17 protein-coding genes and 1 tRNA gene are annotated in these 20,290 nt (G+C 67.3%); 9 read left to right on the top strand and 9 right to left on the bottom strand.

The genetic code is table 11. The features are described 5' to 3' along the window. Window positions 1–452: 452 nt before the first annotated feature. Complete coding sequence (locus tag ACK3BB_RS01245) at window positions 453–2,117, bottom strand: amidohydrolase (RefSeq protein ID WP_428926911.1); 1,665 nt, start codon at window positions 2,115–2,117, stop codon at window positions 453–455. After that, window positions 2,114–2,812, bottom strand: coding sequence for a TetR/AcrR family transcriptional regulator (locus tag ACK3BB_RS01240; protein ID WP_428926910.1), 699 nt, complete (start codon window positions 2,810–2,812; stop codon window positions 2,114–2,116). The genes ACK3BB_RS01245 and ACK3BB_RS01240 overlap by 4 nt, the downstream gene beginning before the upstream one ends. Before the next feature lie 200 nt (window positions 2,813–3,012). Here ACK3BB_RS01240 and ACK3BB_RS01235 point away from each other — a divergent pair, with 200 nt between their 5' ends. From ACK3BB_RS01235 to ACK3BB_RS01220, 4 genes are all read left to right on the top strand, one after another. Beyond that, on the top strand, window positions 3,013–4,119 hold the full coding sequence (locus ACK3BB_RS01235) for an ABC transporter ATP-binding protein (protein WP_428926909.1): 1,107 nt from the start codon (window positions 3,013–3,015) through the stop codon (window positions 4,117–4,119). Between the two features lie 115 nt (window positions 4,120–4,234). Further along, entirely contained in the window at window positions 4,235–5,089 is an 855-nt protein-coding gene (locus tag ACK3BB_RS01230; protein WP_428928799.1) for an ABC transporter permease, read from the top strand. Further along, entirely contained in the window at window positions 5,082–5,903 is an 822-nt protein-coding gene (locus ACK3BB_RS01225; RefSeq protein ID WP_428926908.1) for an ABC transporter permease, read from the top strand. Before ACK3BB_RS01230 ends, ACK3BB_RS01225 begins: the two co-directional genes overlap by 8 nt. A 64-nt stretch (window positions 5,904–5,967) precedes the next feature. Continuing rightward, window positions 5,968–6,990, top strand: coding sequence for an extracellular solute-binding protein (locus tag ACK3BB_RS01220; protein WP_428926907.1), 1,023 nt, complete (start codon window positions 5,968–5,970; stop codon window positions 6,988–6,990). A gap of 143 nt (window positions 6,991–7,133) precedes the next feature. Here the strand turns inward: ACK3BB_RS01220 and hydA are convergent, their stop codons facing one another. The 6 genes from hydA to ACK3BB_RS01190 form a co-directional block, all read right to left on the bottom strand. Further along, entirely contained in the window at window positions 7,134–8,633 is a 1,500-nt protein-coding gene (hydA, locus tag ACK3BB_RS01215; protein ID WP_428926906.1) for a dihydropyrimidinase, read from the bottom strand. A 92-nt stretch (window positions 8,634–8,725) separates the two neighbouring features. Continuing rightward, the gene (locus ACK3BB_RS01210) at window positions 8,726–9,679 is read right to left on the bottom strand and encodes an NAD-dependent epimerase/dehydratase family protein (RefSeq protein WP_428926905.1); all 954 of its coding nucleotides are present in this window, start codon (window positions 9,677–9,679) and stop codon (window positions 8,726–8,728) included. Next, complete coding sequence (locus ACK3BB_RS01205) at window positions 9,676–11,127, bottom strand: amidohydrolase family protein (protein ID WP_428926904.1); 1,452 nt, start codon at window positions 11,125–11,127, stop codon at window positions 9,676–9,678. Before ACK3BB_RS01205 ends, ACK3BB_RS01210 begins: the two co-directional genes overlap by 4 nt. A gap of 2 nt (window positions 11,128–11,129) precedes the next feature. Beyond that, window positions 11,130–12,431, bottom strand: a complete 1,302-nt coding sequence (locus ACK3BB_RS01200; RefSeq protein ID WP_428926903.1) for a TRAP transporter large permease — start codon at window positions 12,429–12,431, stop codon at window positions 11,130–11,132. Next, complete coding sequence (locus ACK3BB_RS01195; protein WP_428926902.1) at window positions 12,428–13,018, bottom strand: TRAP transporter small permease subunit; 591 nt, start codon at window positions 13,016–13,018, stop codon at window positions 12,428–12,430. The genes ACK3BB_RS01200 and ACK3BB_RS01195 overlap by 4 nt, the downstream gene beginning before the upstream one ends. A gap of 80 nt (window positions 13,019–13,098) precedes the next feature. Beyond that, window positions 13,099–14,142 carry a TRAP transporter substrate-binding protein gene (locus ACK3BB_RS01190; RefSeq protein ID WP_428926901.1) on the bottom strand — a complete coding sequence of 348 codons (1,044 nt, stop codon included), beginning with the start codon at window positions 14,140–14,142 and terminating at the stop codon, window positions 13,099–13,101. A gap of 86 nt (window positions 14,143–14,228) precedes the next feature. Between ACK3BB_RS01190 and ACK3BB_RS01185 the strand changes: the two genes are divergently transcribed. The 5 genes from ACK3BB_RS01185 to ACK3BB_RS01165 all read left to right on the top strand — a co-directional run bounded on the left by ACK3BB_RS01185 (window position 14,229) and on the right by ACK3BB_RS01165 (window position 17,571). Continuing rightward, the gene (locus ACK3BB_RS01185; RefSeq protein WP_428926900.1) at window positions 14,229–14,444 is read left to right on the top strand and encodes a hypothetical protein; all 216 of its coding nucleotides are present in this window, start codon (window positions 14,229–14,231) and stop codon (window positions 14,442–14,444) included. Continuing rightward, on the top strand, window positions 14,445–15,185 hold the full coding sequence (locus ACK3BB_RS01180) for a maleate cis-trans isomerase family protein (RefSeq protein WP_428926899.1): 741 nt from the start codon (window positions 14,445–14,447) through the stop codon (window positions 15,183–15,185). Between the two features lie 25 nt (window positions 15,186–15,210). Continuing rightward, complete coding sequence (locus tag ACK3BB_RS01175; protein WP_428926898.1) at window positions 15,211–15,900, top strand: GntR family transcriptional regulator; 690 nt, start codon at window positions 15,211–15,213, stop codon at window positions 15,898–15,900. 444 nt (window positions 15,901–16,344) lie between these two features. Next, a tRNA-Gly gene (locus ACK3BB_RS01170) sits at window positions 16,345–16,419 on the top strand. Window positions 16,420–16,611: 192 nt separating this feature from the next. Then, window positions 16,612–17,571 carry an acetamidase/formamidase family protein gene (locus ACK3BB_RS01165; RefSeq protein ID WP_428926897.1) on the top strand — a complete coding sequence of 320 codons (960 nt, stop codon included), beginning with the start codon at window positions 16,612–16,614 and terminating at the stop codon, window positions 17,569–17,571. A 90-nt stretch (window positions 17,572–17,661) separates the two neighbouring features. Here the strand turns inward: ACK3BB_RS01165 and pheT are convergent, their stop codons facing one another. Then, window positions 17,662–20,055: a phenylalanine--tRNA ligase subunit beta gene (pheT, locus tag ACK3BB_RS01160; RefSeq protein ID WP_428926896.1), complete on the bottom strand. Its 2,394-nt coding sequence runs from the start codon at window positions 20,053–20,055 to the stop codon at window positions 17,662–17,664. Window positions 20,056–20,290 lie beyond the last annotated feature (235 nt).

Here is a 20,290-nt window from a genome sequence, read left to right as displayed (position 1 = left end):
CCGAAAGCCTGGATCCGGGACGTGCAGGCCTGCCGCTGGACAGACCTCTCCTGTGCATTGCGCGTGGGTGTCACGCGCCCTGTTCGGGTGTGGGTAATCATGTGCTCCTCCGTGCCGGCGGGGGGATTGCGCCCGTCCCGCTGCACCAATGTCATTGTTACACCGGATCTGAAAACGGGCGCCCAACTAAATGAAAAGGCGTGAAAGTTTTGTGAAACTGCTTTCAGGAAAGGGACGCGTGAGTGAAAGGAAATTTACAGACCCCGCCATAGGGCAATGAGAATTAACCCTTTTTGAACGCGGCGGCGGCGGGGGACTGGCCACGTGTCCGGCGGTCTGGCCCTGCCCTTGCGTCAGGGTGAGCGCAAACGGCGGCCCGCCGTCGGGGCGGGCCGCCGTGCAAAGATCCGGCGCGGGGCCGGGATGGCGAGCGAATCTGTGCCCTTCCGGCCTCAGGCCTCCCAGGTCACGGCGCCGCCGCAGAAGGTGATCGCGGCCCGGGCCTGGCCGATGGTCTCGGCCGGCTGGGCTTCGAGATCGCGGTCCATCACCACGACATCGGCCAGCATGCCCGGCGCCAGGCGGCCAAAGCGGTGATCGTCATGGCCGGCATAGGCGCCGCCGGCGGTATAGCCGTGCAGGGCCTGCAGCAGGGTCGAGCGGTTGTCGGGATCGTTCGGTCCCCAGGGCTTGCGCGTCATCGCCGCCTGGACCCCGCGCATCGGGTCGATATCGGCCACCGGCCAGTCCGAGGCGAAACAGATCGGCACGCCCTCGGCCCGCAGCGCCGAGACCGGGAAACCCCAGGGCCAGCGCGCCTCGCCGACCCGGCTGACCCAGGGATCGAGCGGGAAGTCCAGCGACCCCGGCGGGTGCGGCGGCTGCATCGAGGCCACGACGCCCAGCTCGCGGAACCGGGGCAGGTCGTCGGGATGCAGCAGCTCGACATGTTCGATCCGGTGGCGGCTGTCGCGCGGGCCATTGGCCTCGCGCGCGGCCTGGTAGCCGTCCAGAACCCGGCGCACGGCCCCGTCGCCGATGGCATGAACCGAGATCTGCAACCCGCGCCGGTCGGCCTCGACGGCGGCCTCGCGGAACCGTTCGGCCGAATGCAGCGCATCGCCGCGCCAGCCGGGCTGGTCGGCGTAATCCTCGAGCATCACGGCGGTGGCCCCGTCGATCACCCCGTCCATGAACATCTTGACCCGCTTCGATTTCAGCCGGTCGGTGGAGAAATCCTCGGCCATTCGGCTGGCCTCGGCCAGCGACGACACCGGCTTGTCGGGGGTCAGGTGAAAGGGGATCTCGGTGCGGCAGAGCAACCCGCCGGCGGCCTCGATCTCGGACAGCAGGTCGAGCTGGTAGCGGTTGCCATCCATGTTGTGCAGCGCGGTGAACCCGTAGGACGCGCAAAGCTTGAGCCCGTCCTGAAGCACCTCGATATCGGTGGCCCGCTCGGCCCCGGTGACCGGGCTGGCCGGCTCGTGGCCGCCCATGCCCAGGGTCTCACGCCCGCCCGACGACCGCAGGGCCATTACCGGGTCCGAGGCGGCATGTTCGCGCAGCTCGCCCAGGGCGGTGCCGTCATCGGCCATGACAACCTCGTTGCCCGGGGGCATGTCGCGGCCGTGCAGCAGCCCGGCCTTGTCCAGCGCGATCGTATTGGCCCAGGCCGTGTGATGGTCATGGGCGATGCAGATCACCGGGCGGTCGGCCAGCGCCGCGTCCAGCATCTGGCGGGTGGTCTGCACGCCGTCACCGAAGAGGTTGTAATCGGTGGCCTTGCAGATCAGCAGGGCCTCGTCGGGATTGGCCGCCGCATAGGCCTGCAGCTTGTCGCGAAAGGCCGGCAGACCCTGGACCCCGTCCAGCTGCAGCAGCCGCAGGCCAAAGGCCCCGGCAAAGAGATGCAGGTGGGATTCGACCATGCCCGGCATGACCGTCGCCCCGCCGGCGTCGATCCGGCGCGTGCCCGGCCCGGCGGTCTGCGCCACGGCATCGCGCGGACCCACGGCCAGGATGCGGTCGCCGGCGATGGCCAGGGCGTCGGCCCGGGGATTGGCCGGGTCCATGGTCAGGACGCGGGCGTTTTCGATCAGGATATCGGCTTTGGTCATGAAGGCTCCGGGTTGGGCTTGAGAACGGGCTGGCGCAGGAAACCGGGCTCAAAGATCATCCCGGCCAGCGGGCGGAAACGGGCGTCGACATCGGCCCGGTGCTGATCCAGCGTGCAGCCGTCATCGCAGATCAGGGCAAAGAAACAGGGGTTCCAGGCGTCGTAGAACACCTGCGCCAGCTGGGCCGGATCGGCGGGTCCGCCGGAGCGCAGGCGCATGTCGTAGGGCGCCAGCCGCTCGGTCAGGGACAGGTGCAGCGAGTCTTCGACGATGCGGTATTCGCAGGCCAGCGGCGCGGCCGGATGGCGGATCGCCGCGGCCTCGGCATAGCGCCAGACCCGCTTGCCCGCGATATCCAGCGTGCGCCCGGACACATCGGTGAAGATGCCCGTCAGCACGGTGGCAAAATCGGTGTCGGTGCGCGGTGGCTTTTGCAGGTGCACGGTCCGGGCCGTGCGCGTACCTTCGGTGATCAGGGCGATCAGGATGCCATCCTTGTTGCCGAAATAGTTGAACACCGTCGGCGGCGAGACTTGGACGGCCGCCGCGATCTCGGCCATCGTCGTGCCATCGATTCCCCGTTCGGCAAACAGCAGCCGCGCGGCGTTCAGAATATCCTCGCGGCGCCGCAGCTTCTTGCGGTCCCTCAGGCCGCCCTCGCCGCCCGTGCCGTTTTTTCCACCTGCTACCGCCATATCGGGTCAAGGATCCTCGTTCTCCAAAATTTTTTATTGACTAAAAATTTTTAGTCAATTGCACTCAGGCAGGAGACGGTCATTCGGTGCGCATCCATGCGGCGGGTGCCGGATAACAAGGCAAACCGCATCCGGGGCCGCGTGTCGGCCGGAAGGATGCGGGTTCAAGGACAAAGGCAGCAGCCTTGGCGGGGAAGGCAATGATGGACATGAGCAACAGCGGGCCGGAGGCAGCGGCCGGCGAGATCGCGATCGAGGTCGACACGGTTTCCAAGATCTTTCCGGGCGACGACGAGGTGCGCGCGCTGGACGGCGTATCGGTCGGCATCCGGCGCAACGAATTCTTCACCCTGCTGGGGCCCTCGGGCTGCGGCAAGACCACGCTTTTGCGGATCATCGCCGGGTTCGAACCGCCGACCATGGGGGCGCTGCGGCTGGACGGCCAGGATATCTCGCGGCTGGCGCCGGACCAGCGGCCGATCAACACGGTGTTCCAGAACTATGCCCTGTTCCCGCACATGAGCGTGGCCCGCAACATCGGGTTCGGGCTGGAAATGCTGGGCAAGCCCCGGCGCGAGGTGGCCGAAACGACTGACTGCATGCTGAAACTGGTGCAGATGGAGGCGCTGAAGGGCCGCAAGACCTCGGCGCTGTCGGGCGGCCAGCAACAGCGCGTGGCCCTGGCCCGGGCGCTGGCGCCGCATCCCAAGGTGCTGCTGCTGGACGAGCCGCTGTCGGCGCTGGACCTGAAGCTGCGCAAGGAAATGCAGATCGAGCTGAAGCGGTTGCAGAGCGAGACGGGGATCACCTTCATCTTTGTCACCCACGACCAGGAAGAGGCGCTGACCATGTCCGACCGGATTGCCGTGATGAAGGACGGCAAGATCCTGCAGGTCGGCAGCCCGCGCGACATCTACCAGCGCCCGGCGGAACGGTTCGTGGCCAATTTCATCGGGGAATCCAATTTCCTCGATGGCACGCTGGCGGGCGGGACCGTCGACCTGAAGGCCGGCGGGCGCTTTGCCGTCACCCCGCCCGAAGGCGTGGCCGAAGGGCCGGTCAGCGTGCTGGTGCGGCCCGAACATGCCCAGGTCGGCCCGGCCGGGGGCGAAGGCCTGGCGGCCACGATCCGCAACGTGGTCTATTCCGGCGATGCGACGACGATCCACCTGACGCTGGCCTCGGGCGAGCCGTTCAAGGCCAAGATGCCCAACAGTGCCGCCGCCGGTGCCCCGCCGCTGCCGGCCGAGGGCGAAGCGGCCGTGCTGACCATCGCGCCCGGCGGCGTGACCGTGCTGAAGGATTGAGCCGATGAGCGACGTCGCCCCGACATCTGGCCCGACATCCGGCCCGACCGACACCCCGCCACCCGGCGCGCTGGAGGCCGATGCCCTGCGCGAGGACAACCGCAGCCGCTGGCTGATGTCCCTGCCGGCCGTGGCCATCATCCTGTGTGCCGCCGCCGGCCCGCTGCTGGTGATGGTGGTCTATTCCTTCCTCGCCCCCGGCGATTACGGCAACGTCAAATGGGAATTCTCGACCGAAGGCTGGGTGTCCGTCTTTCTCGAACGGGATATCTTTGACGACACGCTGGGCTGGGCCGATGCCCACCTGTCGATCTTCTGGCGGTCGTTGTCGCTGTCTTTGATCACGACGGTTGTCACCCTGGTCATCGGCGTGCCCACGGCCTGGTTCATCGCCACCCGGCCCGATGGCAAGCGTGAATTCTGGCTGTTCCTGATCACCGTGCCCTTCTGGACCAACCTCCTGGTGCGCACGATCGCCATCCAGGAACTGATCCGGGCCGAGGGGGTGATCAACCTGGTGCTGCTGAAACTGGGCGTGATCCAGGAGCCGATCCAGATGATGTTCACCAATTTCGCCATCGGTTTCGGCATGAGTTACGTCTACCTGCCGCTGATGGTCCTGCCGGTCTATGCCGCTGTCGAGAAACTGGATTTCCGCCTGGTCGAGGCCGCCCACGATCTGTACGCCAGCCGCTGGACGGCGTTCCGGCGGATCATCATGCCGTTGATCAAGCCCGGCGTTATCGCCGGGTCGATCCTGGTCTTCATCCCGTCCTTGGGGGCCTATGTCACGCCCCGGGTGCTGGGCGGGGGCAAGAACCTGATGTTCGGCAACCTGATCGAGCTGCAATTCGGCCAGGGCCGCAACTGGCCCCTGGGCGCGGCCCTGTCGCTGACCTTGATGGTTGCAGTGATGGTCGCCCTGATCTTCTATGTGCGGGTCACCTCGCGGGAGGCGCGCAATGGCTGAGACCAACCTCTACAAGGGCCGGGGCTACAACGCCCGCACCCTGCCGGGCTTTGCGGCCATCGCCATTTTTGCCTTTGTCGTGATCTATGCGCCGATCATCATCCTGGTGGTCTATTCCTTCAATGCCGGCACCTCGCTGGCGATCTGGGAAGGGTTCTCGTTGCGCTGGTATGCCCAGGCGGCGGCCAACGAACAGGTGCAAAGCGCGGCGCTGCGCTCGCTCTACCTGGCCGGCATGGCCGCGACGATTGCCACCGCCTCGGCGACGATGGCCGCCCTGGCCACCACCCGCACCCGGCGCTTTCCCGGGCGGACCATGGTCTATGCGCTGATCAACCAGCCGCTGATGGTGCCGGAAATCGTCACCGCCGTGGCCCTGCTGATCGTCTTTGCCTGGGTCAAGGTCGCCACCGGCCACAACTCGATGATCTACCTGATCGCCGCGCATACCGCGTTCTGCATCCCCTTTGCCTACCTGCCCATCCGGGCGCGGCTGGAAACCATGGACATGACGCTGGAAGTCGCGGCCTCGGATCTCTACGCGTCCAAGGCCAAGGTCTTTACCAAGATCACCCTGCCGCTGCTGATGCCGGGCATCATCGCGGGGTTCATGCTGGCCTTTGTCATCTCGCTGGATGACGTGGTGATCACCGAATTCGTCAAATCCGCCGGGCAGGACACGCTGCCGACCTACATGCTGGGTCAGCTGCGCCGCGTCGTCACGCCCGAGGTCAACGCCATCTCGACCGCCATCCTGCTGGCCGGAGCGATCCTGGTGTCGCTCTTCTTCTGGTTCAGCCGGGGGAGGGAGTGATCCTGCCTGCAACCGGTCGGGACAAGAACCGGTCGGGCCTGAAGTTCCAACAAGGAGACAATCCATGAAGACGATCCTCGCCGCGACATCCGCGCTGGCCATGCTGGCCGGCGGTGCGATGGCCCAGGAGCTGAACATCTACAACTGGGGTAACTACACGAACCCCGCGCTGATCGAGAAATTCGAGGCCGAGACCGGGATCAAGGTCACGGTCACCGATTACGACAGCAACGACACCGCGCTGGCCAAGGTCAAGGCCGGCGGACATGGCTTTGACATCGTCGTGCCCTCGGCCACCTACGTGCCGATCTGGATCAACGAGGGCCTGCTGCTGGAAACCCGGCCCGACCAGATGGAAAACGGTGGCAACATCGATCCGGCCTGGATGGATGTCGACTGGGATCCGGGCCGCCACTACACCGTGCCATGGCAATGGGGCACGACGGGCGTTGTCGTGAACACCAAGTATTACGACGGCGATATTGACACCTCGGGCATCTTCATGGATCCGCCCGAGGAACTGGCCGGCAAGATCAACGTGGTCCCGGAGATGGGCGACGTGATGGGCCTGGCGATCATGTATTACGGTGGCGAGCCCTGCACCAACGACATGGAGCTGCTGAAGCAGGTCCGCGACGGGCTGGTCGAGGCCAAGAAATCCTGGCTGGGCATGGATTACGGCAACATCGAGAAATTCGCCAAGGAAGACCTCTGGGCCGGGGTGAACTGGAACGGGTCGACCTTCCGCATGCGGCTGGCCAACGAGGACATCGCCTATGGTTATCCCAAGGAAGGCTTTGTGGTCTGGATGGATTCGGTGGCCGTTCTGAAGGACGCGCAGAACCCCGAAGAGGCCAAGACCTTTCAGAACTTCATCATGGACCCGGAAAACGCCGCGCTGATCTCGGATTTCGCGCGCTATGCCAACGGGATCACGGGGTCTGATGCCTTCATGCCCGACGACATGAAGACCGCCCGCGAGATCAACATTCCCGACGAGCTGAAGGGCAAGGGCGTCTTCCTGCCGACCTGCGATCCCGAGACCCAGGCGATCTATTCGCGGATCTGGACCGACCTGCAGAAGTAAGTCCGCACCCGGCCGGGGCCTGTCCCCGGTCCGACCGCCGCCCCTGTTTGCACAGGGGCGGTTTGCGTTTGTGGGCCGGCATTCCGGCGGGCCGGGCCTCGACAGGCCGTCAGCGGCCGGCCGACACGTCCGCCCGGGTGCCCTTAGCGGCTGGCCGGTATGTCCGGCCGGGTATTGTCGAACCCGTTGGTGAACACGCCGCGGGGTTCGATGGCCGCATAGGGGCCACGGGCCAGGAAGCTGCCCGACCCGGGTTCGGCCAGCACCGCGCCGTCGCGCATGACGATCTCGCCCCGGCGCAGGGTCATCACCGGCCAGCCCTTGGCGCGATAGCCTTCCCAGGGCGTGTAGTCGATCGCGTGGTGCATCTCGCCGATGGTGATGGTCTGTTCCATCTCGGGATCCCACAGCACGATATCGGCATCGGCCCCGGGCATCAGCGTGCCCTTGCGCCCGCCCAGCCCGTAGCGCTCGGCGGCATTGGCCGAGGTCAGGCGGACAAAGGTCTGCAGGTCGATCCGGCCCTTCGACACGCCTTCCGAGAACAGCACGGTCATGCGGTTCTCGATGCCCGGCGCGCCGTTGGGAATGGCGTTGAAGGCCGGGGTGCCATCGGGGCGGACGACGGCCGCGCCCTGGCCGTAGCTGGATGCGCCGGGGTCCTTCTTGGCCGTGGCGAAGGAAAAGCCGCAATGGTCGGACGACACGATGTCGATGGTGCCCGCGCGGATCGCGTCCCACAGCCGGTCGGCCTCGCCCCTGTCGCGCAGCGCGGGCGAACAGACGAACTTCGCGCCTTCGAAATCGGGCCGCTCCAGGTCTTCGATCGTGTGGGTCAGGTAATGGGTGCAGGTCTCGGCCCAGACCTTCTGGCCCCGGCCCTTGGCGCGGGCGATCTCCTCGGCGACCTCGCCGGCGGAGACGTGGAAGATCTGCAGCGGCTGGTCGACGAATTCGGCCAGGGCCATGGCCCGCACGGTCGCTTCGCGTTCGACCAGCGGCGGACGGGCCCAGGCATGCTGGACCGGGTCGGTCAGGCCGGCGGCCAGAAGCGCCTCCTGCTGCCAGGCGATGGCATCGTAATTCTCGCAATGCACGGTGACCAGCATGCCCAGCTGGCGGGCGCGGGCCAGGACCTTGAGGAACTCGCCATCGGTCAGGCGCAGCGGATCATAGGTCAGGAAGACCTTGAGGCTGCGGATGCCCCGGGCGGCCAGCGCCGGGATTTCCTCGGCCAGGGCTTCGGGCGTCGGGTCGGTGATGATCTGGTGAAAGCTGTAATCGGCCAGCGACCGGGCGGCGCGGGTCTCGTAATCGGGCGCGCTGTCGGCCAGCGACTTGCCGCGCCATTGCGGCTTGAAACAGATGAACGAGGTGGTGCCCCCCGCCAGCGCGGCCCGCGAGCCGGTCTCAAAGCTTTCCTCCTGCACGGTGCCGTCCTGGCTGACTTCCTCGATATGGCAATGGGGGTCGATGCCCCCCGGCATCAGCAGCTTGCCGGTGGCGTCGATCTCTTCGCGGCCGGGGCCGAGGTCGCGGCCGATGGCGGCGATGGTGCCATCCTTGATCGCGAGATCGGCGTCAAAGACCTCGGCGGCGGTGACGAGGCGGCCGCCCCGGATGACGATGTCGTAGTCGGGCATGATCGTGTCCTGCTTGGTGGTTGTCTCGGGCGGCCGTCGGGCCGCTGTCGGCGAAGGGGTCTGGCCCGCCGGGGCATTGGCGGGGCGGTGTCTTACGGCATGGGCCGGAGCGGGTGCCCGACATGGTCCAGCCAGTGGGCGGCGGCGTCGGCCAGCGAGGTGCGGGGGGCGGGGACCAGCCCGCGCAGCCGGTCGGTGGCCAGCGCTGGCCGGTCGGTGGGATAGCCGTAGCGGATGGTCGGCGTGGTGGCGTCGATCTGCCAGGTCAGGGGAAGATGCGCGGCCAGTGCCGTGCACCAGTCGGGCAGGTCGGTGACCCGGCCCGCCCCGACATGCACGATGTCGGGCAGGGGGCCATCGCGTGTTGCGAGCCCGGCAATGGCCGCCGCCGCATCGCGCGAATAGCACCAATCGGCGGGCACCGCGCGGGGCAGGACAACGGGCCGGCCATCCAGCGCGGCCATCAGGATCTGGTGGTGCGGGCTGGTGACCTGGCGGCTGTCGGAGGCATGTTCATGGGCGCCAAAGATCGGCCCCAGCCGCAGGACCGACAGCGCAATCCCGGCCGGCGGAGCCAGGCGGCGCAGGCTCTGTTCGGCGGCATGTTTGCCGATGCCATAAAGGCTTTGCGGGTCCGGGCGGGTGCGGTCTTCGTGGTAGTGGCCGCATGGTTCGGGGGCGGCCGCGCCGTAGACGGCGATGGACGACAACAGCAGCATCCGCGTTATCCCGCTGGCCCGGGCGCCCTGCAACAGCCGCAGGCTGCCCAGCAGGTTGATGTCGAGCACGAGCGCCGGGTCGGCCTCTTCGCGGGCGGCATCGGGCGTCAGGGCGGCGGCGTGGATCACCTGGGTCAGCCCGCGCCCGCTGAGCGCGGCATCCAGGGCGGCCTGGTCGCGCAGATCGGCGGTGACATAATCGACACTCGGCACCGGGGCGCGGGGCGGCCGCAGGTCGAGGCCCAGGACGGGAACGCCCCGCGCCCCGAGTTCAGCGCAGATGGCCGAGCCGAGGAAACCGGCGGCCCCTGTGACGAGGATCTTCATGGGGTGTCCTTGTGGATGTGGTGCCGGATCGCCGTGGCGATCTCTTCGGCCCGGGCCGGCGCATCGGCCCCGGCCAGCCGCGCGGCCCCGGCCATGGCGGCAACCGGTTCGGCGGGCGCGGGCGGGTCGCCGGCGCGATGACGGATCTTGCCGCCGACCATGGTCAGCCGCGTGTCGGCGCCGGTGCACCGGGCAAGGACCAGCTCAAGCAGGTCGCAATCGGGATCGAGATAGGCCCCGCGCGCCCGGGCCGGATCCAGGGCGACAAGGTCCGCGCGCTGTCCCGGGGCCAGGGTGCCGATGTCGGGCTGAAAGATCGCACGCGCGCCGGTTTCGGTGCCCATGGCCAGCGTCTGTCGGGCTGCTAGGTCGGGCGCGCCGGTCCCCCGGGCCAGCAATCCGCCCAGGCGCAGTTCCGAGAGGTAATCCTCGGTGTCGTCCAGCGCGCAATTGTCGGTGCCAAGCGCCACGGGCAGTCCCGCCGCGCGCCAAGTAGCCAGCGGCGGCGGGCCGTTGAAGAGCCGCATGTTGGCGCCCGGGTTCGACACCACGGTCAGGCCCAGCCGCAGGGCGTCGTCGATGTCGCCGGCCCGGGCCTGCGTGAAATGGGCGGCGCTGACAGGGGTGTCGAACAGGCCGAGCCCTTCGAGATGTCTCAGCACCGCGCCATCGTAAAGCCGGTCGGCCACGGTCCGCTGTGCGGGGGATTCCAGCAGGTGGAAATGGATGCCCGTGCCGCTGCGCGCGGCATGGGCGGCGATGGCGGCCCAGGCGGCGTCGCTGACCCATTGGGGCCCCGCCGGGCCATGGGCCAGCGTGATCGTCGGATGGCCGGCATATTCGGCCAGCAGCCGGTCCATCAGGTCCAGCGTCTCGTCCAGCGGCAGATAGGCGGGCCGTGCCCCGGCCAGCAGCTCCTGCGCCTGGGGCGACAGCCCCGCCCGGAAGGCGCCTTCGTCGGCGGGCGGATAGACCAGCCCGCCCTGGTCCGCGAAACCGACACATACCGTGGCCCGCAGCCCTGTGTCCTCGTAGGCGCGGAGGGCGCCGCGCAGTTCGGCTTCGTAATCGCCGGTGGCATAGGAATAATTGGCATGCAGCGTGGCGGTGACCCCGTTGCGCAGCATCTCCTGCGCTGCAAGGCGTGTCAGCAGGTAGGCATCCGGCGCCCCCCGCCCGCGCCGCCTTGCGATCCAGGGTTCGAGCTGATCGTCGGGATAGCCCAGCTGCAGCTGGCTGAGGCCGCGCCCGTGCTGGTGGGCATTGATGAAACCGGGCAGCACGACAACATCGCCAAGCGCGGTTTCCCGGGCGGCGGGATAGCGCGCCCGCAGGTCGCCCGGCCGGCCCACCGCCGCGATCCGCCCGTCGGTGACGGCCACGCCCCCCGGGCGCAGCGGCGCGACGCCTGCCCCCGGGATCACGCAATCGGCCGTCAGCAGGCGCATGGTCAGAACAGCAGGTTCGGCAACCAGGTCACCAGCCCCGGCCAGAAGATCAGCGCCACGGTGAAGGCCAGCATCAGGGCCACGAAGGGCATCGACCCCCAGATCACGTCCATGATCGACCCGGTCCCGCGCACGCCCTGCACGATATAGAGGTTCATGCCGATGGGCGGCGTGATCAGCCCGGTTTCCATCATCAGCACCAGGAAGATGCCGAACCACACCGGGTCGATGCCCAGCTGGACGATCAGCGGAAAGACGACCGGCAGGGTGGCGATCATCATCGACAGCGTTTCCATGAAACAGCCCAGGATCAGGTAGAAGACGATCAGCAGGAACAGCACCTGGATCGGCCCGGCGCCCAGGTCGACGACAAAGCGGGTCAGGGTCTGGGGGATGCCCAGCATGCCGATGACGAAGTTCAGGAAATGCGCGCCGACCATGATCAGCAGGATCATCGCCGAGATCCGCACCGTCGAGATCATCGCCTCGTGCAGCAGCGGGAGGGTCATCTTGCGCTTGGCGATCGCGACGAGCAGCGCGCAGGTCACGCCGATGGCGGCGGATTCCGTGGGCGTCGCCCAGCCGCCATAGATCACGCCCATGACCACGGCGAAGATCAGCAGGGGCGGCAGGATTTCCAGCAGCGACTTCAGCTTTTCGCGCATCGGCCGGGCCGGCAGGCTGGGCCCGGCGACACCGGGGTTCAGCACGGCGATGACGGCGATCAGGGCCATGAAGGCCCCGGTCAGCGCGATGCCCGGCAGGATGCCGGCGGCAAAGAGCTGGCCGATCGAGGTATTGGTCATCGAGCCGTAGATGATGATGTTGATCGACGGCGGGATCAGGATGCCCAGCGTGGCCCCCGCGGCGATGGTGCCGGTGGTCAGGCGTTCGTCGTACTTGCGTTCCGACAGGATCGGGATGGCGACGTTGCCGATGGTCGCCGCGGTGGCCACCGACGACCCGGAAACGGCGGCAAAGAAGGCCGAAGCGCCGATGTTGGAATGCAAAAGGCCTCCGGGCAGGCGGCGCAGCCAGTCCGACAGCGCGCGGTACAGCCCATCGGCCACGCCCGAGCGCACCAGGATCTCGCCCAGGAAGACAAACAGCGGAATGGCGGTCAGGATGAAATCGTTCTGGCCGCTCCAGATCTGGTTGCCGAAGGTCATCAGGATCGGCCAGCCCATGGTCAGCATGGCGCCGACAAAGGCCGTCAGGAACATGGCCACGGCCACCGGCAGGCCGATCAGCATCAGGCCCAGCATCATCAGGAAGCCGAGCGTTGCCTCTCCAATACCGATCATTGCGCACCTCGTGCCGTCACGCCGGCCTGTTCTTCGTGAATGAGATCATCGAGCGATTTCGGCCCGTAGAAGCGGTTCAGCCGCTCGCGGTCGCGCAGGAACAGCATGGCCGCATGCAGGAACAGCGCGGTCGACACGATGGCAAAGACGGCCAGCCCGAAGACCCAGGCGCTTTGCGGCATCCACAGCGGGGTCATCAGCGGCGTGCCGGACAGGGATTTGAATTCGATGCTTTCCATCAGTGCGGCCCAGCCCCTCCAGGCCATGAACAGAGCCATCAGCATGGTGCCCAGGGTGGCCAGCAGGTTCAGCACCGAACCGACCGCCGGGGTCACCCGTTCGGTCAGGATCTCGACCCGTGTATGGGCCCGTTCGATGGCGGCGAGGGAAAACCCGAAGGCCCCGGTGATGGCCAGCGTATAGCCGCCCAGCTCGTCGCTGCCCTGGAGCGAGACATTGGCAAAGCGGCGCAGCAGCACCTCGGCGGTGATCGTCAGCGTCAGCAGCAACAGGGCATAGCCCGCCACCAGCGCCAGGAACCGCGCGACGGGGGTCAACGCCTGCGCAACTCGGTTTTCGTTGGACATCAGCCTCTCCCGGGGCGGGGTGAACGGGGAAACGGGGGCGCCGGTCGGCGCCCCCGCGATGGTTGGACCGGTGAGACGGCTCAGTTGATGGTCAGGCCCGCGGCGGCGCCGGCGGTCTCGTTCCAGGTGGCCGAGCAGGTTTCGTCGACGTTGTTGCAGGTCTCTTTCCAGATCGGCAGCACGACGGTTTCGGCGATGTCCTTGATCTTGGCGCGGTCTTCGTCGGTGATCTCGACCAGCTCCATCGAGAACTTGGTGTGATCCGTGCAGCTGTCGGCGCCGGTGTTGCAGGCCACGGCATCGCCGTTGGCCGAAATCGCCAGGTCCCACAGCTGGTCTTCGAGCGACTTGAACTGCGCTTCAAGCGCGGCCTGTTCCTCGGCCGAGAACGCATTCCAGGTGTCCAGGTTCATGAAATGGCCCTGCACCGAGCCGGAAACCGACAGCGGCAGCTGGTGGGTGGTGACTTCGGGCCAGTTGCCCGTGTTGCCCGAGGTCGGCGAGGTCACGCCGCAGGACACGACGCCGCGCTGCAGGGCGGGATAGACCTCGGAGAACTGCAGGGTCACCGGGGTCGCGCCCAGCGATTCCAGCATCGCCGACATCGACGGAGTGAAGCTGCGGACCTTCATGCCTTCGAGGTCGGCCAGCGTCTCGATCGGCTCGTTGCAATAGAACACCTGCGGGCCGAAGGGCCACAGGGTCAGGACCTTGGCGTTGAATTTCTCCTGCAGGCGGGTGTCGAAGGCGCCGCGATAGGCATCGACCACGGTGCGCAGGCTGTCCATGTCGGTGGCCACGCCGATCAGGTCGATGCCCTCGAAGAACGGATCATCGCGCGAGGCCATGCCAATCTGCACCGACATCACGTCGAAGGCGCCGCTGCGCAGCAGGCGCAGCGCGTCGGGGGCTTTCACGCCGACCACGTCCATCGGGTTGTAGTTGACGGCCAGCTCGACGCCGGCGTTTTCGCCCAGGCTGTCAAAGAAGGCCTGCTCGATGCCGACCTGCTTGGTGTTCTGCGAGAAATTGCCCGCGATGCGCAGCGAATCCTGGGCGCTGGCAAGTGCCGGAACCGTGACCAACGCGGCGGCGGTCAGAGCGGCGGTAAGAGTATGACGCATGAAATGTCCCCTGCGATTGCATTCATTTTTAGCCTGCGATCAGCGTTTTCGGATCACGGCCCCGCGATCAACGCAAAAGCTCAGCCATGGCCCGACTTTTTGAGTTCGGGCGGGGATCGGCCAAAAATCAGGCAAAACATGGTGGATCTTGCTGGTTATGTGGCCTGTTTACATATTTTTCGCGCCGGGTGCTGCTCGACCATTGCGCCGGAGCGGCGCATCTGACGAAAACTGCCTGTCATGATGTGCTGCCAAAAATGAATGCAATATCGGCGGCGCCACGCAGTGAATGGATCTTCTGAATGCAGACACCCGAGACATCCGGCCCGACCCTGATCGGCATGTTGACCCCCTCGTCGAACACGGTGGTCGAACCCTTTACCGCGGCGCTGGCCTGGCCGCTCTTTCCGCAGGTGTCGGTGCATTTCGGCCGGCTGCGGGTGACGCGGATCGCGCTGGACGAAGGGTCGGACGACCAGTTCGGCATCGACCCGTTCCTTGCCGCCGCCGACCTGCTGGCCGATGCCAAGGTCGATGTCATCGCCTGGAACGGCACGTCGGCCAGCTGGCTGGGCTTTGACAGCGACGACCGGCTTTGTGCCGAACTGACCGAACGCACCGGGGCGCGGGCGACCACCGCGATCAAGAGCCTCAACGCGCTGATCGAGGCCTTCGGGGTCAAGAAACTGGGCCTGGTCACGCCCTATACCCCGGACGTGCAGCAGCAGATCATCGCCAATTACGCCGAGATCGGTGTCGAGACGGTGGCCGAGCGGCACAGCAACCGGTCCGACAATTTCTCGTTCGCCGAAGTGCCCGAGGCCGAGATCGAGCGGATGTGCCGCGAGGTGGCCGAGGCCAAGCCGGACGCCATTGCCATTGTCTGCACGAACATGCGCGGGCCGATGGTCGCGGCCGAGCTTGAGCGCGAACTGGGCATTCCGGTGCTGGATTCCGTGGCGTTCACCCTCTGGGGCTGCCTGAAGGAGGCCGGGATCGACATGACGCCGCTGAAGGAATTCGGCATGATGTTCTCCAAATGAACCGGGCGCGGCGCGAGGAGGCGGGATGGCGGACCTGGATGTGAGGGACGACCTTCTGCCGGGGGACGAGGGCGAGGCGTCGTTGCACGAAACCCTCGTCAGCCGGCTGCGCCAGCTGATGATCGAGGGCACGCTGGAGAGCGGCCAGCGCATCCCCGAGGCCGAACTTTGCCGGATGTTCGGCGTGTCGCGCACGCCCCTGCGCGAGGCGCTCAAGGTGCTGGCGGCGCAGGGCTTCGTGCAGCTTCGGCCCAACCGGGGGGCGATTGTCGCGCCGATCAACCCCGACCAGATCCAGCCGATCTTCGAGATGAAGGGCGCGCTGGAACGGCTGATCGGCATGACCGCGGCCGAACGGGTGACGCCGTCCGACCTGGCGGCGATCGAAGCGCTGCACCAGGAGTTGGGCGAGACGCTCGACCAGGGATTGATGGATGACTACACCCGGCTGAATTATGCCTTCCACAAGGGGCTGGCGCAGGTGACGGGCAACGCGCTGCTGTGCGAGACCTATGACGGGTTGCAACAGCGGATCTGGCGCTATCGGTTTGTGGTGAACGAGGATTTCTCGCGGGTGGCGGACAGTTTCGCCGAACATGAGCAGATCATGATCGCCCTGCGCGCACGCACGCCATTGGACCTCGCCGCGCGGCTTGAGGCGCATAACCTCAGGACCTGCGAGGCCATGCTCAAGGCGACCCGGCAGGTCCTGTGATCGGGCATTGGCCCGGTGGGGCGTTGCGGGATGAGGGTTTGCGGCATCTGCGTTGTGTCGGGGGCTCAGGGCGGGCGGCTTTGAGCCGGTTGGCGCGGGTTGCCGCTTCGTCGGGCCATCTGTGTCGCACTGGTGCCGCCCGCGCCCCGTGATCCGGGGATGTGCTCTGCTTTTGTCTGTCGTCCCTGCAAAGCGGATGGGGGCGTTGCCGCGTCACGTTCCGCCTTTCACCAGCAGGATCAATCATGGCGCAGGTCCTCAGGCGCGCCTGACGGCCCTTGCCGCGTCGGGCGCATCGGGCCTGTTTCGTCCGCCGATGGCGTGCCATGGCGCGCCATGATCGCGATGCGGCGCGTGAAACCACGCCAAATCAATGCATTACGCGGGCCCTGCATATCCATCTTGACGCCCCAAGCCCCATGAAATATGCCTCTCACCTGCGACGCGGGCGTCGTATACTGGCTATTACCTCAGCCTTCCAAGCTGATGAAGCGGGTTCGATTCCCGCCGCCCGCTCCACCTTCTCCTTCCTCTCAGCCCTGTGCCGCGTCACGCCGAGAGCCCGGGTTGCGCCCTGTCCCGGCCTCTCTCGTGCGCCCGGAAAACAGGCAAAGCGGCGCCGCAAGGCGGGTGTCGCCGGCCCGGCGATTGACTTGGCCCCCGCCGCGGTGCCGATCTGGGCCGACAACGACCCCAGGACGGAGACCCCCCATGTGCCAGGCTTGCGACTACACGATCCACGGCGCGCAGCATCATTTCGGCTGGGACAACGCCATCCCGCCGACGGAAACGGTGGCACCGGGCGCGACCATCCTCTTTCATTGCCGCGACAGCTCGGCCGGCCAGCTTGGCCCGGCGTCGACGGTGGCCGACATCGAAACCCTCGATTTCGGCCAGATCAACCCGGTCTCCGGGCCGATCTATGTCGATGGCGCCCGGCCGGGTGACGTGCTCAAGATCACGCTGGAAAGTTTCAAGCCCCGGGTCGAGGACGGCAAGGGCTGGGGCTGGACGGCCAATATCCCCGGGTTCGGCCTGCTGGCCGACCAGTTTCCCGACCCCGCGCTGAACATCTGGACCTATGATGCCGACAGCCTGGCGCCCGCGCTCTGGGGCAGCACGGGCCGGGTGCCGCTCAAGCCCTTTGCCGGGACGATCGGCGTGGCCCCGGCCGAGCCGGGCCCGCATTCCATCGTCCCACCGCGCCGGGTGGGCGGCAATCTCGACATCCGCGACCTGGCGGCCGGCACGGTGCTCTACCTGCCTGTCGAGGTCGATGGCGCGCTGTTCTCTGTGGGCGACACCCATGCCGCCCAGGGCGATGGCGAGGTCTGTGGCACGGCGATCGAAAGCCCGATGGATGTCGTGATCACGCTCGACCTGGTCAAGGACCAGCCCCTGAAGATGCCCCGGTTCACTACGCCCGGGCCGGTCACGCGCCACCTGGATACCAAGGGCTACGAGGTCACCACGGGCGTCGGGCCGGACCTGATGAGCGGGGCGCGGGATGCGGTGGCCGGCATGGTCGACCTGCTGACGGCCGAACATGGCATGTCGGCGGTCGAGGCCTACATGCTGGTCTCGACCTGCGGCGATCTCAGGATCTCGGAAATCGTCGACATGCCCAACTGGGTCGTGTCGTTCTATTTCCCGCGTTCGGTGTTCGAATAGGTGTAGGGCGGGCCTTGGCCCGCCGCACCGGGCAACCCCGTCGGACAGGGTGGGCGGGTGGCGGGGAAATCCCCGCCCTACGCCATGGTGTCAGCCGCGCAGCTCGCCGCCGGTGGCCTTGGTCACCTTGTCGACGATCTTCTTCGACACGGCTTCGATATCGCCATCGGTCAGGGTCTTTTCTGTGGGCTGCAGGCGCACGGCGATGGCCAGCGATTTCTTGCCCTCGCCCAGCGATCCGCCGATGAACTCGTCAAAGACCCGCACGTCGGCGATCAGCGCCTTGTCGGCGCCCTGTGCCGCGTTGACCAGGGTCAGGGCCTCGACCCCGGCATCGACCACGAAGGCAAAGTCGCGTTCGACGGCTTGCAGGTCGTGCAGGTCCAGCGCCGGGCGGGTGGCCCCGGTCTTGCGCGGGGCCGGGATCTCGTCGGGCCAGATCGTGAAGGCCATGGCCGGGCCCTTGATGTCCATCGCGTCCAGCACGCGGGGGTGCAGCTCGCCGAAGACACCCAGCACCTTCTTGGGGCCCAGGCAGATCTTGCCGTGGCGGCCGGGATGCCACCAATCCTGCGCCCCGCGCAGGATCTGCACCCGCGCCGGCGCGCCGAGCGCGGCCAGCACGGCCTCGGCATCGGCCTTGACGTCATAGACATCGACGGGCCGCGCCGCGCCGTGCACGTCCTTGGGCCCGGTGCGCCCGACCAGCAGGCCGGACACCAGGTTGTGCTGTTCCCCCGGCTCGCCACCGTGGAAGGCCGGGCCGCATTCGAACAGGGCCAGGTCCATGAAACCCCGGGCCTGGTTGCGGGCGGCGGCCTGAAGCAGGCCGGGCAGAAGCGCCGGGCGCATGTGCGACATGTCCGACGAGATCGGGTTTTCCAGCATCGTCTCGCGCGTGCCGCCGCCGAACAGCGCGGCCGAGGCCTGGTCGATGAAGGAATAGGTCACGCATTCGTTGTAACCAAGCGCGGCCGTGGTCCGCCGGGCGATGCCCAGGCGTTTCTGTTCCAGGGTCAGCACCGGCTTGGGCACACCGGGCAGGCGGGGCAGGGGCTTGCCCTGCAGCCCGGTCAGCGAGGCCATCCGCGCGACTTCCTCGACCAGGTCGGCCTCGCCCTGCACGTCGGGCCGCCAGCCCGGCACATGGGCCATGTCGCCGTCCAGCCGGAAGCCGAGCGCCGTCAGCGTGGCGCGCTGGGTCTCGGGGGCGATGTCCATGCCGACCAGGCTTTGCACCCGGTCGGTGTCCAGCCGGTAGGCCCGGGCGTGATCGGGCACGGCACCGGCCACGACGATCTCGGAGGGCTCGCCGCCGCACAGTTCGAGGATCATCGCCGTGGCGGCTTCGAGGCCCGGCTGGGTGAAATCGGGGTCGACCCCGCGTTCGAAGCGGTAACGCGCATCGGAATTGATCTTGAGCGCCCGGCCGGCCATGGCGATCTGGATGAAATCCCAGAAGGCCGATTCCACGAAGACATTGGTCGTCTCTTCGGTCACGCCGGTCGGCTCGCCGCCCATGATGCCGGCAATGCTTTCGGGGCCGGTGTCATCGGAGATGACCATCATGCCCGGGGCGAAGGTATATTCCTTCTCGTCCAGGGCCTGCAGGGTCTCGCCGCCCTCGGCCCGGTGGACGCGCAGGTTGCCCTGCACCTTGTCGGCATCGAAGACATGCAGCGGGCGGTTGAGGTCAAAGGTGAAATAGTTGGTCACGTCGACCAGGGCCGAGATCGGGCGCAGGCCGATGGCCTTCAGCCGGTCCTGCAGCCATTTCGGGCTGGGCCCGTTGGTCACGCCGCGGATCAGCCGGCCGGTGAACAGCGGGCAGCCGTCCAGCGTGTTGTCGTCGATGCTGACCGTGATCGGGCTGGGGAAGGTGCCGGGCACGGGCGTGACCGGCCGGTCGATCAGCCTGCCCAGGCCGCGGGCGGCCAGGTCGCGGGCGATGCCCCGCACGCCAAGCGCATCGGCCCGGTTGGGCGTGATGGCGATCTCGATGACCGGGTCGACCGTCGCGGGCCGGTGTTCGGCCAGCCAGTCGGTGAAGCGCTGGCCGACCTCGCCCGAGGGCAGCTCGATGATGCCGTCATGTTCGTCCGACAGTTCCATCTCGCGCTCGGAGCACATCATGCCGAAGCTCTCGATGCCCCGGATCTTGCCCACGCCGATCGTCGTGTCGATGCCGGGCACGTAGACCCCGGGCTTGGCCACGACGACGGTGATGCCCGCCCGCGCGTTCGGCGCGCCGCAGATGATCTGGGTCATGCCCTCGTCGGTCTCGACCTGGCAGACGTTCAGCCGGTCGGCGTCGGGGTGTTTCTCGGCCGACTTCACGAAGCCCAGGGTAAAGTCCTTCAGCGCGTCGGCGGGATTGCTGACGCCCTCGACCTCGAGCCCGAGGTCGGTCAGCGTGTAGAGGATCTCGTCCAGGCTCGCCTCGGTCTCGAGGTGATCCTTCAGCCAGGAAAGCGTGAATTTCATGTATCTGCGCCCAAGGTCGGAGGGGGTTCCGGCCGGGGTTTACCGGAAGGGCGCGCGGGGGGAAAGGGGGGAGGCCCGCCGAGGAGGACCAAGGCGCGCCCGGTCGAGCCGGGGCGCGGGACGCGGGGCGGCCAGAGGGGGCTCTGGCCGGACCGTGTGTCGCCGGCTGCCCGGCTTGGTGCCATTCGATGGCTGTCGGGCGGCTGTCCGGCATGATGTCCCTGCCGGCGGCCGG

Source organism: Marinibacterium sp. SX1 (genome assembly GCF_050389775.1).
GTDB lineage: Bacteria > Pseudomonadota > Alphaproteobacteria > Rhodobacterales > Rhodobacteraceae > Marinibacterium.
This window is presented reverse-complemented; position numbering and strand designations above follow the sequence as displayed.